Genomic DNA, 14,311 nt, shown 5'->3' on the forward strand with positions numbered 1-14,311 from the left:
ACGCCCTGCAAAGCCATGCGGCCTGTCTGGCAACACAGGCGCTGAGGTACGTCCCGCCCCGTTAGCGCGGCAACACCGCGATGTATCGGGGCTCCGGACGTTGCCCGGTTTTTTGGCAATGTCCGGGGGACGTGTATGCTCATCATATCGTTTAAGGGTGGAACAATAATGTCTGATGATACCGGGCTGCGTGTGACTCACTCCTCTCGATTCGCCTGCCGGGGACGGATAATTTCGCCATCCACAGTCAGCAGACCATCATTGGCCAGCTTATCCAGCCAGCGGGTAAACTTCTTTGACACATCCACCCCCATGGCCCGCAAGTCATCTCGCACCAGCGTCCGGGTACACGGTTCACCGGCTGCGGTACGCGAGCGCACGCACTGCCATAACGCCACATGGTTATTTGTTAAGCGAGGCACCGAGGCCAGGTAAGGGTCCAGGGCCGGATTGTCCGCTTCCGGAGGGTGACCTTCATCGTTCAGCACCAGCGACACAATCTGCTCCTCATCATCATCGGTATACAACGGCACACGATTTAACGTATAGGCCCGGCGCGGCGGTTCTTCCGCATCCTTCATCTTGGTACAATTCAGCACCAGACCCTGACCGGACTCCTCGCGCCGCACATGAAACTCCGCGTCCAACGCCGCTCGAAAAGCGCTGGAGCCGCGTGCGCCCTTTTCCTCATCCTTGCCGGAGTGGTGGATAATCAGCACGGTGGCGCGGGTTTTTGCCTTGATATAATCACAGCCCTGGATGAATGCGCCCATATCGCGGGCGGCATTCTCATCCGAGCCGCCAAAGCAGCGGGCCAGCGTATCGAGCACCACCAGCCTGACCGCCATGCCCGTCTGGTTTTCCACTTCGCGAGCGGCCAATACCACTTGCTCCGCGCTTTCAGGACTGGCCGGGAATACCGGGCAGTCAATGCGCCACAGCGTGCCGATGGGGCTGTCGCCGTTAAAGGTACGCTCCCAGGCTTTAATCCGGCGCGGCACGCCGATACCACCTTCCCCGACGATATACAGTATCGAGCCCTGCGTGACCCGCCGTCCCGCCCAGGGCATGCCGGTGGCAATGTGACAGGCCCAGGCAATCGCCAGGAAGGATTTATAGGAGCCGCTGGGGCCGTAAATGCTGGTCAGGGCGTCACTGGGTAAGTGCCCCTTGATAAGATAATCCTGGCGCGTGTCGTAGCCCTGCGAACCAGGATGCAAGGGTAACGTGGTGGTGAAGGGGGACTTCTGCTGGTCAACCAGCGTTAAGGGTGGCTTCATGGTGACCTCCACAGTCATTTATCCATATTCATAAGGAAGACGTCAGCGCAGCCCGGACAACAAATATCCCTGCGTCCGGGCTGGCGTCTCTGTGGTACTTTTCTCCTGGCTGGCCTCATTTTTTCCCTCCTGCTGCCTGTTGGACATACACCCGTTTGACAAACTCGCCCCGGCCGTCACCGTGCCCCAGGTCCATTGCCACCCGTGCCAGGGCCTCTTTGTGACCCGCGCCCTGCTGTCGGTGCCAGTTCAGGCTGTCCTGCGCCCAGGCGTAACGCAGACTCTGGGACGCCTGCCGTCCGGTCAGACCCAGCCGCCGGAGATGGTAGTGGTAATAGTTCATCGCGGTTTTCAGTTCGGGACGGTCAATCAGTCGCCCGTGGCGCTCAGCGGTAATCTGGCGGGCGGTATCGATAGCGGCGGATACCTGCTCTGTATTGATGGCCGATGTTTCGCGCAGACGTCCGCCCTTGGTGCCGTAAGTTACCGTCAGCCTGGGTTTCCCGCTGTCCAGCTCATGCCGCCAGGTCTCCAGTGATTTCACCGCCTGAACCGCTTCCTGGGCGCGTAGCCCCAGCAGACGCTGCAGTTGTAGCGTGGCTGCCAGCCCGGCATCGCGCTCAAGCGCGCCCTGATAAATTTGTGCATACACCACATCCGGCAGCGGGTCTTTGGTCCCGGCCCGGCTGGCACCACTCAGCCCCAGCGCGGTATTGCTCAGGCGGCTATCATCCGCCAGCCGGTCACGTCCAGCCTGATGGAGTACCGTCCTGATGGCGGCCATCTCGTTTTGCAGGCTGCGCGCACTGATGCCCTCCGCCTTACGGGCCTCGATATAGCTTTCAATATGTTTTGCTTTCAGGTGGTTCACGCTGCGGGACTGAATGTTCAGTGCGCGCAGGTGCTGCACAAACCGCCGGGCCATGCCGGTGCGGTCATGCACGGTCTTGTAACTGCCGCCCGCCTGGCGAGACAGCCGCATTAACTCCCGTTGCAGGGTTGACATAAAACGCCTCCCGTACCTTATCCGTATTGTCTGTAACCCACACTCATCGCTACCTCCCGGCAGCGGTACTGACCTTTCCCCGGTGACGCGGCCCTGAAGACGAATACCTGCACCGGGGCGGGTGTCAGGTGAGGTGTTGCGGGGTACGGTGACGCACTCTGTACGGCCGCCTGACTCTTGTCAGGTTATTCCCCCAGGCCTTCCGGCCTGCCTCGGTATTCGGTCTTTTTCCTCCTTAGGTAGTCGATAGTTGACGGGGATAATCGCAGGCCATAACGGCCTGTCAGATGGTGATGGTTGCGGCAGACGCCGCACGGACAAGGGCTGGCTACGGCAGTGCGGGGACGGTCACTTTGCGCTGTCGCTTAAAGTGACCGTCCCGTCCGCGGGCTGGTGAAACGGCGTATTGCCGCATTTGGCATCGATGAGTGATTGCCGCAAAAGAATGAGGGTCCGCCAAACCGGTGAGCCCGGTGACAGAGAGCAGTAAAAGAGTGGGCAAGCGGAGCGATTGCTCTGAAGAAAAATGCAACAAGGTGAAATCAATGGGCCGTTAAGCCGGAGTAATGAGCATCACACCCATGCGGGAAAGCATGCGCCTGCGTTGACGGTGTGGGAGCAGGCCTGGGCGAGGTCACAGCCGAGGGAATCGGTCTGCACAGCCTTAAAGACCTGGGCTGCCTGGGGTGCTGTTAACAAATAGCTATTGCATAAATTTTATACAACGATTTTGGCATGTGTGCAAGCTCTTGCAGCAGCTCGATAATAGGCTAACGCGCTGCGCTTGTTTTCTTGTGTCTCTCCCTTGCCAGCAAGTAGCAAGGGAGAGACGCAAGAATGATATTTGATATCCTCCCGATTCGGAATTGATAGATATTTATCAATTACGATGACGGAATAGATTAAAAAATTTTGTCATAAACTTAATATAATCGATTTAAAATAGATCAATCTGACATTAATCATAATATAATGCCAGCCAGCTTATATTCATAAGGGATATTCCGTAAATTGATAAAGTGCCAACCGGTAACCATTAGTACGATGACATATTTAATCATTATAATATAAGATAATTAAGTAGAAGATTATAACAACTAAAACCCCTAAATCTAAAAATTAAAGATTTAAAACAAGGAGTTATCTATTTTTTCATCTTATAATAGCATTTTTTCAATTTCAAAAATTTTATTGCTTTTTTCAGAACTCAAATATTCACAAATGACAGACTCAATCAATTCTTTGACTGAATAGAGACTAATATGTTTTGCACAAGTGCCTTTGGCATTATTTTTTAACCAATCAGAACGATTTTGAAGCCAAAAGTTAAGAAAATACTCCCTTATAGAAGCATCAAATATTCTTATGCAAAAAATACAATCACTAACAATGGCACTATTCCCCAAAAAAACTTCTGTTTTACCTAATATCCTTGTGCCCACTCTTGCGATAAGAATATCATTTTTCTGAGCTTTACGTGCTGAGTACTCAATAGAATTCTCAAAAGATTCGAATCTAGCATTGAAACTTGTTGTATGAAAATATGGATAGCTAGATTCTTTACATTCCTTACCTGATAGTTTTCCACGAAATATAATAAAATAGTCATCAAAACTAGTGCTAGTTTCAACGTGACGCTTGGATACAAAATCTTGTAACCTAATTATCTTAGTCCCCTGAAAAGCATTCGGCTTTATTGTTATTTTAAACTCATGTTGCTTTTTTGGAATTCTATTAACCAAATGATATATATGGGTTTTTGCTTCTGTATTGACAAATGAATTATGCTCACACTCAACTATTTGATTGATGACATATTTTTCTGTGAGTGCTTTCCTCAACCACAGGTACTGATCTGAAGAGAAGAAAAGTTCGGGCAAAATAATAGCTAGCTGCCCATTTGGTACTAAATGCAGCAGGTTGATACAAAGAAAAATTATCTCAGCTCGTATTTTTTTCGTTTTGACATTGTAGTTAAAAACTCGACTAATGATACTTCGAAGGTAGTCATTACTAGAAACGGAAAGAAAGGGCGGATTACAAACTGCGACGTCAAAAAGCTGTCCATCTAAGGTGTCCAAAAGTTCTTCATGTGTGGAGTCACAACAAAATATTCTATGCTCAGGATATTTTTCAAGCAGTTTATGGAAGTTTTTATTATCAATATCAATCGCCGTAATTTTAATTCCTGAAAATCTCTTCAAAATTGCGTCTAGCAGAGCACCTTCGCCAGCGCTAAGCTCCAGGCAAGATGCAACGTCTGTGTGCGAAAGTAACGACACCAAAAGATCACTTATAGTTTCGCTTGTGTAAAACTGTTTAAATTCAACCACTTAAACCCTTTGTAATGTCGCCATATATCTTCTATTATGTTAAGCTAATGAGAGAAAAAAATCAAAGGCCATGGTGCTATGGATGATCAACTGGATTTTAATTATTTAGATAGCTTTGAATTCGAAGAAAGGGCAGATTACATACCAGAAAAGATGTTAGTAAGTTGGTCGCCTAAAAATAAACATTTTTTTGATGTGCAAAAAAAATTACTTCAAGTTGGAGCGAAACTTCTGGTTGGGCCCCGAGGCGCAGGGAAAACACATTATATGCGTCATGCATATAGTGACTGCAAACAGAATACTTCGCTCCCCCTACCCTTGTATGTGTCATTTAATCATTATTTACGATTAGAGACTTATTTACACGAGACATCTAATGCAATTGATATTTTTCACTCGTGGGTACTTGCAAAAATCATAAGATCATGTCATGAAGAATATGGAGTTTTTTTACAAGGCGAAGTTTTCAATATTGAAGACCTTAATTCATTCATATCGGATATTGAAAAACAACAATATAAAGAAACGCATAATCCTATTATCGCATCATTAAATATTGAGAAGACGCAACTACTAATTGAAGAATGTATATCAAAAAAAAATAGAAAAAGAGCAGTTCTTTTTTTAGATGATGCGGCCTTGACCTTAACAAAAGAATATATGGTTGAGTTTTTTGATATATTTAGGAGTATCAAAACATCAAGAATATCACCAAAAGCATCAGTTTATCCTGGAACAACTCAATTTGGTCCAAGATTTCATGTTGGGCAAGATGCCGAACCTGTTATGATATGGCAAGATGTAGAGCAACCTGAATATACGCAATTTATGAACGATTTGGTATTAGAAAGGTTCTCTGCAAATTTCAATATCGAGCAGGATATTAATAAATTGTTAATCTATGCCTCATTCGGAATACCTAGAGCATACATTAACTTAATTCGAGCTTATCAAGATTCCAAAGGAAGAAATAAACAATCTAAATTTAATTACGTGATTGAAACTAGGTGCAAATATTTATACGATGAATATTTATCCATAATAGACAAACTACCTCAATATGAGACATATATAACTGCTGGGTGGACATTATTCACAAAAATTATATCTGAACTAAAAGAGTTAAATCACGTAAACATTCGAAAAAACAAAGATCTTTATAAAAAAACAGTTCTAGTTGGCATAGATGATCTTAATCAAGAAAAAATGGAACGTGTAATAAGTTTTTTGATTGAAGCTGGGATTTTATATGAAATAAATAGTACCTCCCATGGTGTCGACAGAAAATTAAGGAGATTCATACCACATTACGCTTATTTAATGAACGAAAAGGTCTTTACATTAAGTAAGGGGTTCAACGCGGCTCAGCTAGCATCAATAATAAGTTCAAATTCAGAGAAACATCCTTTAAGAAAAAAAATATCCACACTTCTTACAAAAGAAAATATTGAATCTATATCACTCACGCTTCCTAGCTGTTCAAATTGTGGAGCGAGAAGACTATCTGATAATCAAAAATTCTGCCATGAATGTGGTACTCAGTTAATAGATGAATCATCCTTTAGGATATGCATGAGGAAAAGTCTGCTTGAGCTACCACTAACGGACTTCCAAAAGAAAGTTATTTCGCAAACTAAGTTCGTAACCGTTGAAGATGTTATATCTTCAAAAAATACGGCAGCAGAATTTATGAAAGTTAAACGAGTTGCCCAAAAAAGAGCTGGATTAATTTCGGCAAAAATAAATGCATGGGTCAACGAGTTTTTAGTTTAATAGGAGCACAGCGTGAGCAAAAAACTTATCTATAATCTTTCGGGGCAAAGAGTGGCGCCGCACATTAACACAATTGATTTTTTTGATAAAAATTACATTGAACCAAATATTTCAGCGATAGATATATTTAATCAAAAAAAAGACTTACATATCAAATTATTAGGGAAGCCTCAGGATACTGATGAATGGCGTTTATTAGCTAATTTAATAATGCTTGGATTTGTTTCTATAGTGGAAAGTTATTGTCGTTGTGTCATTAGAAGAATGCTATCGATCGATCATCAAGCTAGAATATATAGTTATAAAAATACCGTTACGTATGCAGCAGCTTTATATCATAAAAAGGATATATTACCTGAAGCCCTCTTAGAGGATGCATCTTTTACTTCTGTTAGCAATATTATAGATACATTTAAAAAATTCACTGGTTTGGGATTGAATAGACAACAGCCTTTAACATTAGGGTCTGCGTTAGACAAATATGAAGATATTTGCCAGTTAAGACATTGCATCGTGCATAAGTCTGGTCTCTTTGGTACAAATAATGCTTTAAAACTTGGCTTTGATGCTCATCACGATTTTTTAGAAAAACCAATTATCATAAGTTATGATGCAATACAAGCGATTGCATCTTCCTGTGATAATGTTGTCAAAGAATTAAACGATGAACTTTTTTCTTTAATACTTCATAGAAGTATCAAATATTATAGTTGGACAGGTGACTTTAGAACAGATAGAAAATTTTTTGCACCTTACTTTAATCTGTTTTATTCCAACCAGAAAAATGCAGATGTAGCTAAAGAACAGCTAAAATGTTTTCATGGGTTTTGTGCAAATTATGGTTTTAAATAATTAATTCAATATTAGATCAAAGGTACAAAATATGAAATGGTTTTTATATGTTTTACTTATGATTATATTATTTATAACAGGTGCTATTATTTTTTTTAGGACATATGAGATCCAAATTGGCTCAGTTGCGGATTGGGTTAGCTCTATTGCTAATCTAATTATGGCCGGCTCTGCTCTCTACGCTGCAATTAATGCGCAGAAATGGATTACGGCTAAAGCGAACAATAGAGGTTTTGAGTACGCAGAAGATATTTTAAATGATATCGACGAGTTGTTTAATAATTGCGATAAATGCTTGCAGTCGTCTCTAATTATTTATCTTAGACTCAATGACTTACTATTTAATCAAAGCACAGAAAAAGAAAAACTAGGGATATTTAATGAAGAATTCCGGCTCACATTATTTTCCGTACGAAATGGTATATTTTCTTTAAAAAATAAAATTACAAGAATCGAACGTTGGAATATTAAAATTATTGATGTGACTATAATTAATGATATTATGGCTTCTCTAACTGATTTTTCAGAGAAATGTGAATTTACTAGTGAATATGTTGCTAAATTTTTAGCTAATGAAGTCTTAGACGAAGATTTCAAAGTAGTGTTTAACTCCACAAGAGAATCTCACAACAGATTGAAGAAAAGCTACGAATTAATTTCAAAAAACAAATTTGAATCAATTTTTAATTAAAAATACAAAATTTTAACATTATATTTACACGCTTAAATTTGTGAGATTTTAATTTTTTTTGTTCGTGATTTTTTAATATTTATAATATTTTAGTTTGAGACCCCCCCCGAAAAGCATTGATATAGAATATGTTATGTAAATCAAATAAATATAAAATATACTAAAAAATTATAACAATCTTTAGTCTGGCTATATATTGTAATGAAATGTATATTTATAATTCTATATCACATCCAATATTGAATCGCCCTGTTGCGGCCTCCTCCACATACATTCCCCACCAGTCCATCATTTCCCTGCGCTGTTGTAAATACTGTGCCCTGTTGTAGGCCCGGCGCACCTCATTGGTATCGATGTGAGCGAGAGCGGCTTCAATAACATCGGGAGGAAAACCTTGCTCGTTAAGTACGGTCGACGCTATTGCCCGCATGCCATGGGCGACCAGCACATCCTTGAACCCCATGCGCTTGAGCGCCATGTTGGCCGTCTGGCTGCTCATCGACTCTAGCGGATGCCGGTGACTCGGGAAGACATATTCCCGGTGCTGACTGATAGGCCGCATTACCTCAAGCAAGCGGAGCGCCTGCGGTGAAAGCGGGATAACATGCTCTCGCTTCATCTTCATCCGTCCCGCCGGGATACGCCATTCGCGGGCGGTGACATCGATATCGGTCCAACTTGCGCTGGACGCTTCCGCCGGCCGGGTCATGGTCAGCAGTTGCCATTCAATCACGCAGCGGGTTTGGCGGTGGATACTGGCCACAGAGAGCGCTCGCATCAGGTCCGGCATTTGCTCAGGACGCAGAGCGGGCCGGTGCCGGACGTTAGGCCTTTCAAATACCCGGCCAATACGGGCCGCCGGATTGGTGGTGACCAGTCCCGCATTCAGCGCATAGTCCATGACTTCATTAATGCGCTGGGTAAGCCGTTTTACGGTTTCCAGTTTACCGGCGGCGCGTGTAGGCTCCAGTGCGCAAATAAACTGCTGGGCGGTGATACTGGCTATGCCCAGGGAACCAATATGAGGGAACACATATTTGCTCAGGGAGCGCCAGATATCATTGAGGGTATGCTCTGCCAACCCGGCGGATTGCTTGGTTTTGTACCATTGCGCGGTGACTATCTCGAAGGTACTTTCACGGGCCTGTTTATGGCGTAGCTGTTCGCTACGTTGATGTTCCTGCGGATCGATATCTTTGCTCAGAAGGGCGCGTGACTGCTCGCGTAACTGGCGGGCATCAACAAGCGAGACAGCGGGATACACGCCCAGGCTCATCATCGCCCGCTTGCGGGTATGCGGCCGGGAGTAACGCAAACGCCACAGTTTAGAGCCGGTTGGCGTTACCTGGAGCTCCAGGCCGTCGCCATCATAGAGTACCAACGAACGGTCACCGGGCTTGGCGTTCTTGACCTCGGTATGGGTCAGCGGTTTGGTTTGACGGGCCATAAGCCATTCCCCAACGCAAAATGACCGGCGGGTTAGGCATAGCGAATCATCCATCCGGCCATGCCTATGCCCAAACGTATGCCTAAAAGCTGTGGATTTTACTGTATCAGGGGAGAATGCGTTGGACAACAAAAAAACAGCAGGTCATGATAACTTGCTGTTTTATGTTTCTTTTATGGCCCTGTCTGGACGTCTATGGACAAGACCTTTGGGGAATTTGGTCGGTGAGAGAGGATTTGAACCTCCGACCCATACGTCCCGAACGTATTGCGCTACCAGGCTGCGCCACTCACCGAATGCGGGCGCATCTTACTGCGGCCGTCTTTTTGCGTCAATCCCTTTTTCAAGAAATACTGCCGACTGTTTACAAAAGCGCCGCCGGCGGTACCTGTCGCTTACAGGGCCATCCCCTTGGCCGCAGGCTTGGCGCACCAGTTGTTCCGCGGGTTGATGCCGCCGTTAGGCGACGTATAGCCCAGGCAGCCGAGAATGGTATCAAACAGCTCTTCATGGCGATGGGTGGCGCCGATACGCTGCTGGGCCTGCAGGCGGTCGAACGCCTCCCGATGGGGCTGGTCGGCCAGGAACGCATCCGACGCCCAGACCATCATCGGTACGCGGAACTGTTCCGGCGGCGCCATATCGCGCGGCGTGCCGTGTAAATGGTAGTTTTCATCAATGGACTCGCCATGGTCGGAGGCGTAGAACACCAGGGCTTTTTTATTGCGCATCCTGTCGATGACGCTTGCGATAAAACTATCGGTATACAACACGCTGTTATCGAAGGCATTGATAAGCTGCGCTTTGGAGCAGGCATGATCCACGCCCATGCATTCAGGCTGGTAGCGGGCAAAATCCCGCGGATAACGCTGCGAATAGAGGTAATGCGAGCCTTTGGTATGCAACACCATCAGGTGCTTGCCTTTGGGGTAGCGTTTAAGCGATTCGCTCATCTCATCCACCAGCAGCATATCATCCACGGATTTGCCGTCGTTGCGTTTTTCCGCGGCGATCATCTCGCGAAACGAGAAGTTATTGGCATAGGTATTTTTATAAAACCACACCTCGCTCTGCATGGCGAACAGCTCCGAGGTAAAGCCGAGCGAACGCATTACCGCAAAGATATTCTGCTCTTTTAACGTCCGCTGCTGGTTATCCGCTGTCCCGCCCTCGCGCACAAACATGCAGCGCAGGGAGAGTTTGGTGGAGGTATCGCAGGATTGCCCGCGAAACGCCACTAGGTTTTTCTCGCGGGATAATTTGGGCGTGGTATCGCGGTGATAGCCCAGCAGCCCCATATGGTCCCAGCGGGTGGTTTCGCCGATGATAAAAACCACATAGGTATCATCGATACCGGCCGGAGGCACATAGGTAAACTGCTTGGCGGGATCGAACAGCGTGTCATTGTCCTGGTTTTCGTCGAAATGGGTGTAGGCGAACAGGCCGAGGGCCGCCATCCAGTTAACCGGCAGGTAGGAATGCGCGATAACGCCGCCGTAGCTGGGCAGATCGATATTGGTGATTTTTTCGCGCACGTTCTGCGCCTTATCCTGATAGCGCACCGGCAGCCAGATCAGCGCCAACGTAACCAGTAGGATCAACAGAGGCTTAATGCGCTGGCCGGGGGTCTTCATCTGCTGGATCAGGGTACCGCTCACCGAGTGTTTCCAGATCAAAAACAACGGCAAGGCGCTGACCGCCACCATCCACAGGACAAAATAAAACCCGACCACCTCTTTTGATAAATCAATATCCGTGGTCATGACAGAGGCAATAATGCCGTAGCCAATAACGACATTAAAATAGGTCATGTAATAACTGGCGGCAACCGAGATTAACAACAATACTGTAGCCACAGTACGGTAGAAATGACGCCCGCCCAGCGAAATCAGCCGCAGCAAAAAGAAGGTGGATAGCACCGTCACCATAATTTCGGTAAGGGCGATAACCATGTGGCCGACGGTGGCAACCGGATGAAGCACATCGAAACGCCGGATAAAAACCGACAGGTTAAGAAAAAAACCCACATAAACAGCGATTATTATCGATAGTTTTTGCTGCGACAGCTGTTTGACTAATTTAATCAAGGCAATAGTCCATGATAATCAATAAATTAAGGTCTCGCTGCCGGCGATTTGGCTAACGGATTCGCACCCGACTTATGCCGCCATGGCTAACAACGAATGGATAAGCATACCTTTAATGTGCGAAACCATTTTGACAAATTTCATATTAAAAAGTTTTGGGTAGTAACGGTTTACCCTGCGGCGGACGCGCCAGGCAAAAAAAAACGCCGCAAGCAAAGGCTCGCGGCGTTATCCAACCGGTTTCACCGGCAGCCGCGCTGAGCGGCGGCACCGGTTTAACGCTGAAAACTAATTAATGACGTTAAGTTTAACATCAATGTTATTGCGGGTCGCGTTGGAATACGGGCAGACCACATGCGCTTTCTGCACTAACGACTCGGCCAGGCCGCGATCCATGCCGGCTAAATGAATATCCAGCTGGGCTTCAATGGCAAAACCGGTCGGCACCGCGCCGATGCCGACCGTGCCTTCGATAAACGCGTCCGCCGGCAGCTTCACTTTCTCCTGCGCGGCGACATGTTTTAACGCACCCAGAAAGCAGGCGGAATAGCCGGCGGCGAACAGTTGCTCCGGGTTGGTGAATTCCCCGCCCGGGCCGCCCATTTCTTTCGGCACGCCCAGTTTGACATCCAGCACGCCGTCGGATGAGGTGGCCCGGCCATCACGCCCGCCGGTGGCTTTGGCTTTTGCGCGGTACACAACTTTTTCAATAGACATGGTTATTTCCCTCTTACGTTGTTGGATGATGCCTTCGCCGGACCGAGTGCCGGACGAAGATATATTGCAAGCGATTAAATCGCTTGCAACTTAAAAGCAGGGGCTTTATTCAGTATAGCCCATAGCGGTAGCCTGGTCGCCGCTCAGGCCCCCAGGGCGGTTACCACTGCGCCAGCTGGGCGCGCAGGGTTTGCAACTGCCGTTTTAAGTCGTTAAGCTTTTCTTCACTGCAGGCCGTGGCGCACAGGATATCGTCCGGCACCGTGCGCGCGGTTTCCCGTAATGCCCGGCCCTTGTCGGTCAGACGGATAATCACCTGGCGTTCGTCCGCCGCGGAGCGAAAGCGTCCGAGCAGGCCGGCGGTTTCCAGGCGCTTGAGCAGCGGGGTCAGCGTGGCGGAATCGAGATACAGCCGTTCGCCGATATCCGATACCATCACCTCGTCACGCTCCCACAGTACCAGCATAACCAGATATTGCGGGTAAGTGAGATCCAGCTTGACCAATAATTTGCGGTAGACCTTGTTCAAGGCCAGGTTCGCCGAGTACAGGGCAAAGCAGAACTGCTGGTCAAGGGCTAAAGGCGTAGCCGTCGCTTTTGGGTCATCATGTTTCGTTTTCATGGTGTTATTATAAATAGTGCGCGATAGAATCGCAAGTTATTTTTTTGCCCACCTTCCCCCGTCTGGACTGGCGGCGCGGAAAACATACCGTGCGTTTTTGCTACACTTTTTATCGGTAAGTCGTTACCGTAACTTTTCACATCGATGATATCATTAGCAAACTTGCTATTAATCCTTACCTACTGCGTGTGACCCATGGAAGCCTGGAAGATCAATATCTTTTCCGTTTGGTTAGGCTGTTTTTTCACCGGCCTGGCCATGAGCCAAATCCTGCCTTTTTTGCCGCTGTACGTTGAGCAACTTGGCGTGCGATCCCATGAGGCGCTCAGCATCTGGTCGGGATTGGTATTCAGCGCGACGTTCCTGGTTTCCGCGGTAGTGGCGCCGCTGTGGGGCAGCCTGGCGGACCGGCGGGGGCGCAAGCTGATGCTGTTGCGCGCGTCGCTTGGCATGGCGGTGGTGATTGCGCTGCAGGGTTTTGCCAGTAATGTCTATCAGTTATTCCTGCTGCGGGCGCTGATGGGCCTGACATCAGGTTATATTCCCAACGCCATGGCGCTGGTGGCATCGCAGGTGCCGCGCGAGAAAAGCGGTTGGGCGCTCGGCACCCTTTCCACCGGCCAGGTGGCCGGCGTGATTGTCGGCCCGCTGCTCGGCGGCTTTATGGCCGATCACCTGGGTCTGCGGGTGGTATTCCTGGTGACGTCGGCACTGATGTTTACCAGCTTTCTGGTGACGCTGTTCTTGATTAAAGAGAAAACGGTTAACATCAAAAAAGCCGATCAGCTCAAGGGCCGGGCAATCTTTCATTCATTGCCCTATCCAGGCCTGATTTTCAGCCTGTTTATTACCACCATGATGATCCAGCTGACCAACAGCTCGATAAGCCCTATTCTGACTTTGTTTATCAAAGATATCTACAACGATACCGGCAATCTGGCGTTTATCAGCGGCGTGATCGCCGCCGTGCCGGGCGTGTCGGCGCTGCTGGCCGCGCCGCGCCTGGGCCAGTTGGGCGACCGCATCGGCACCTCGCGTATCTTGATGGCGGCGATGATGGCAAGCATAGCGCTGTTTTGTTGCATGGCCCTGGTGAAGACGCCCTTGCAGTTGGGCGTGCTGCGCTTCTTGCTCGGGTTCACCGACGGCGCGCTGATGCCCGCCGTCCAGACGCTGCTGGTAAAATATTCCAGCGATAAAGTCACCGGCCGTATCTTCGGTTATAACCAGTCGTTTATGTATATGGGGAATGTGGTAGGGCCGCTCATCGGCTCCAGCGTCTCGGCGGTACTGGGCTTTCGCTGGGTGTTTTTATTCACGGCCTTGATGGTGCTGATCAATACGGTGCAGCTCTGGTCGGGCTTTCGCAAGATCCCCGCCAGGAACAGTTAAATCCAGGGATAACGGCCGCCCATTTGCACCACCATGATACCGGCGCAGATTGCCACAAAGAATAAAAATACCAGCAGAATTCGGGTCATCGCTTCGCTCCTTATCAAAATA

At 47.6% G+C, this 14,311-nt stretch carries 11 protein-coding genes and 1 tRNA gene; 4 read left to right on the forward strand and 8 right to left on the reverse strand.

All coding sequences use genetic code 11. The annotated features are described in order from the left end of the window. Positions 1-197 precede the first annotated feature (197 nt). The 3 genes from ACL2XQ_RS25440 to ACL2XQ_RS25450 all read right to left on the reverse strand — a co-directional run bounded on the left by ACL2XQ_RS25440 (position 198) and on the right by ACL2XQ_RS25450 (position 4,619). On the reverse strand, positions 198-1,280 hold the full coding sequence (locus tag ACL2XQ_RS25440) for a helicase RepA family protein (RefSeq protein WP_413739828.1): 1,083 nt from the start codon (positions 1,278-1,280) through the stop codon (positions 198-200). A 115-nt stretch (positions 1,281-1,395) separates the two neighbouring features. After that, positions 1,396-2,286 carry an integrase domain-containing protein gene (locus tag ACL2XQ_RS25445; protein ID WP_413739829.1) on the reverse strand — a complete coding sequence of 297 codons (891 nt, stop codon included), beginning with the start codon at positions 2,284-2,286 and terminating at the stop codon, positions 1,396-1,398. 1,157 nt (positions 2,287-3,443) lie between these two features. Next, positions 3,444-4,619 (reverse strand): N-6 DNA methylase, encoded by a 1,176-nt coding sequence (locus tag ACL2XQ_RS25450; RefSeq protein WP_413739830.1) that lies wholly within the window; start codon positions 4,617-4,619, stop codon positions 3,444-3,446. Positions 4,620-4,697: 78 nt separating this feature from the next. Between ACL2XQ_RS25450 and ACL2XQ_RS25455 the strand changes: the two genes are divergently transcribed. The 3 genes from ACL2XQ_RS25455 to ACL2XQ_RS25465 are packed head-to-tail and all read left to right on the forward strand — an operon-like array spanning position 4,698 to position 7,935. After that, entirely contained in the window at positions 4,698-6,392 is a 1,695-nt protein-coding gene (locus tag ACL2XQ_RS25455) for a zinc ribbon domain-containing protein (protein WP_413739831.1), read from the forward strand. Between the two features lie 12 nt (positions 6,393-6,404). Further along, positions 6,405-7,244, forward strand: coding sequence for a hypothetical protein (locus ACL2XQ_RS25460; protein ID WP_413739832.1), 840 nt, complete (start codon positions 6,405-6,407; stop codon positions 7,242-7,244). Positions 7,245-7,275: 31 nt separating this feature from the next. Beyond that, positions 7,276-7,935, forward strand: a complete 660-nt coding sequence (locus ACL2XQ_RS25465) for a hypothetical protein (protein ID WP_413739833.1) — start codon at positions 7,276-7,278, stop codon at positions 7,933-7,935. A gap of 214 nt (positions 7,936-8,149) precedes the next feature. Here ACL2XQ_RS25465 and ACL2XQ_RS25470 read toward each other — a convergent pair whose 3' ends face one another. The 5 genes from ACL2XQ_RS25470 to ACL2XQ_RS25490 form a co-directional block, all read right to left on the reverse strand. Further along, positions 8,150-9,382, reverse strand: coding sequence for an integrase domain-containing protein (locus ACL2XQ_RS25470; RefSeq protein WP_413739834.1), 1,233 nt, complete (start codon positions 9,380-9,382; stop codon positions 8,150-8,152). 218 nt (positions 9,383-9,600) lie between these two features. Then, a tRNA-Pro gene (locus ACL2XQ_RS25475) sits at positions 9,601-9,677 on the reverse strand. A 100-nt stretch (positions 9,678-9,777) separates the two neighbouring features. Further along, positions 9,778-11,466, reverse strand: coding sequence for a kdo(2)-lipid A phosphoethanolamine 7''-transferase (eptB, locus tag ACL2XQ_RS25480; protein ID WP_413740553.1), 1,689 nt, complete (start codon positions 11,464-11,466; stop codon positions 9,778-9,780). A gap of 291 nt (positions 11,467-11,757) precedes the next feature. After that, entirely contained in the window at positions 11,758-12,186 is a 429-nt protein-coding gene (locus tag ACL2XQ_RS25485) for an organic hydroperoxide resistance protein (protein ID WP_410012991.1), read from the reverse strand. 160 nt (positions 12,187-12,346) lie between these two features. Beyond that, complete coding sequence (locus ACL2XQ_RS25490) at positions 12,347-12,808, reverse strand: MarR family winged helix-turn-helix transcriptional regulator (RefSeq protein WP_410012990.1); 462 nt, start codon at positions 12,806-12,808, stop codon at positions 12,347-12,349. A gap of 195 nt (positions 12,809-13,003) precedes the next feature. On the opposite strand from ACL2XQ_RS25490, the gene ACL2XQ_RS25495 reads away from it, so the two are divergent. Beyond that, on the forward strand, positions 13,004-14,200 hold the full coding sequence (locus ACL2XQ_RS25495; RefSeq protein ID WP_410012989.1) for a multidrug efflux MFS transporter: 1,197 nt from the start codon (positions 13,004-13,006) through the stop codon (positions 14,198-14,200). Positions 14,201-14,311: the final 111 nt, after the last annotated feature.

Source organism: Sodalis sp. RH14 (assembly GCF_047324285.1).
Taxonomy (GTDB): Bacteria; Pseudomonadota; Gammaproteobacteria; order Enterobacterales; family Enterobacteriaceae; genus Acerihabitans.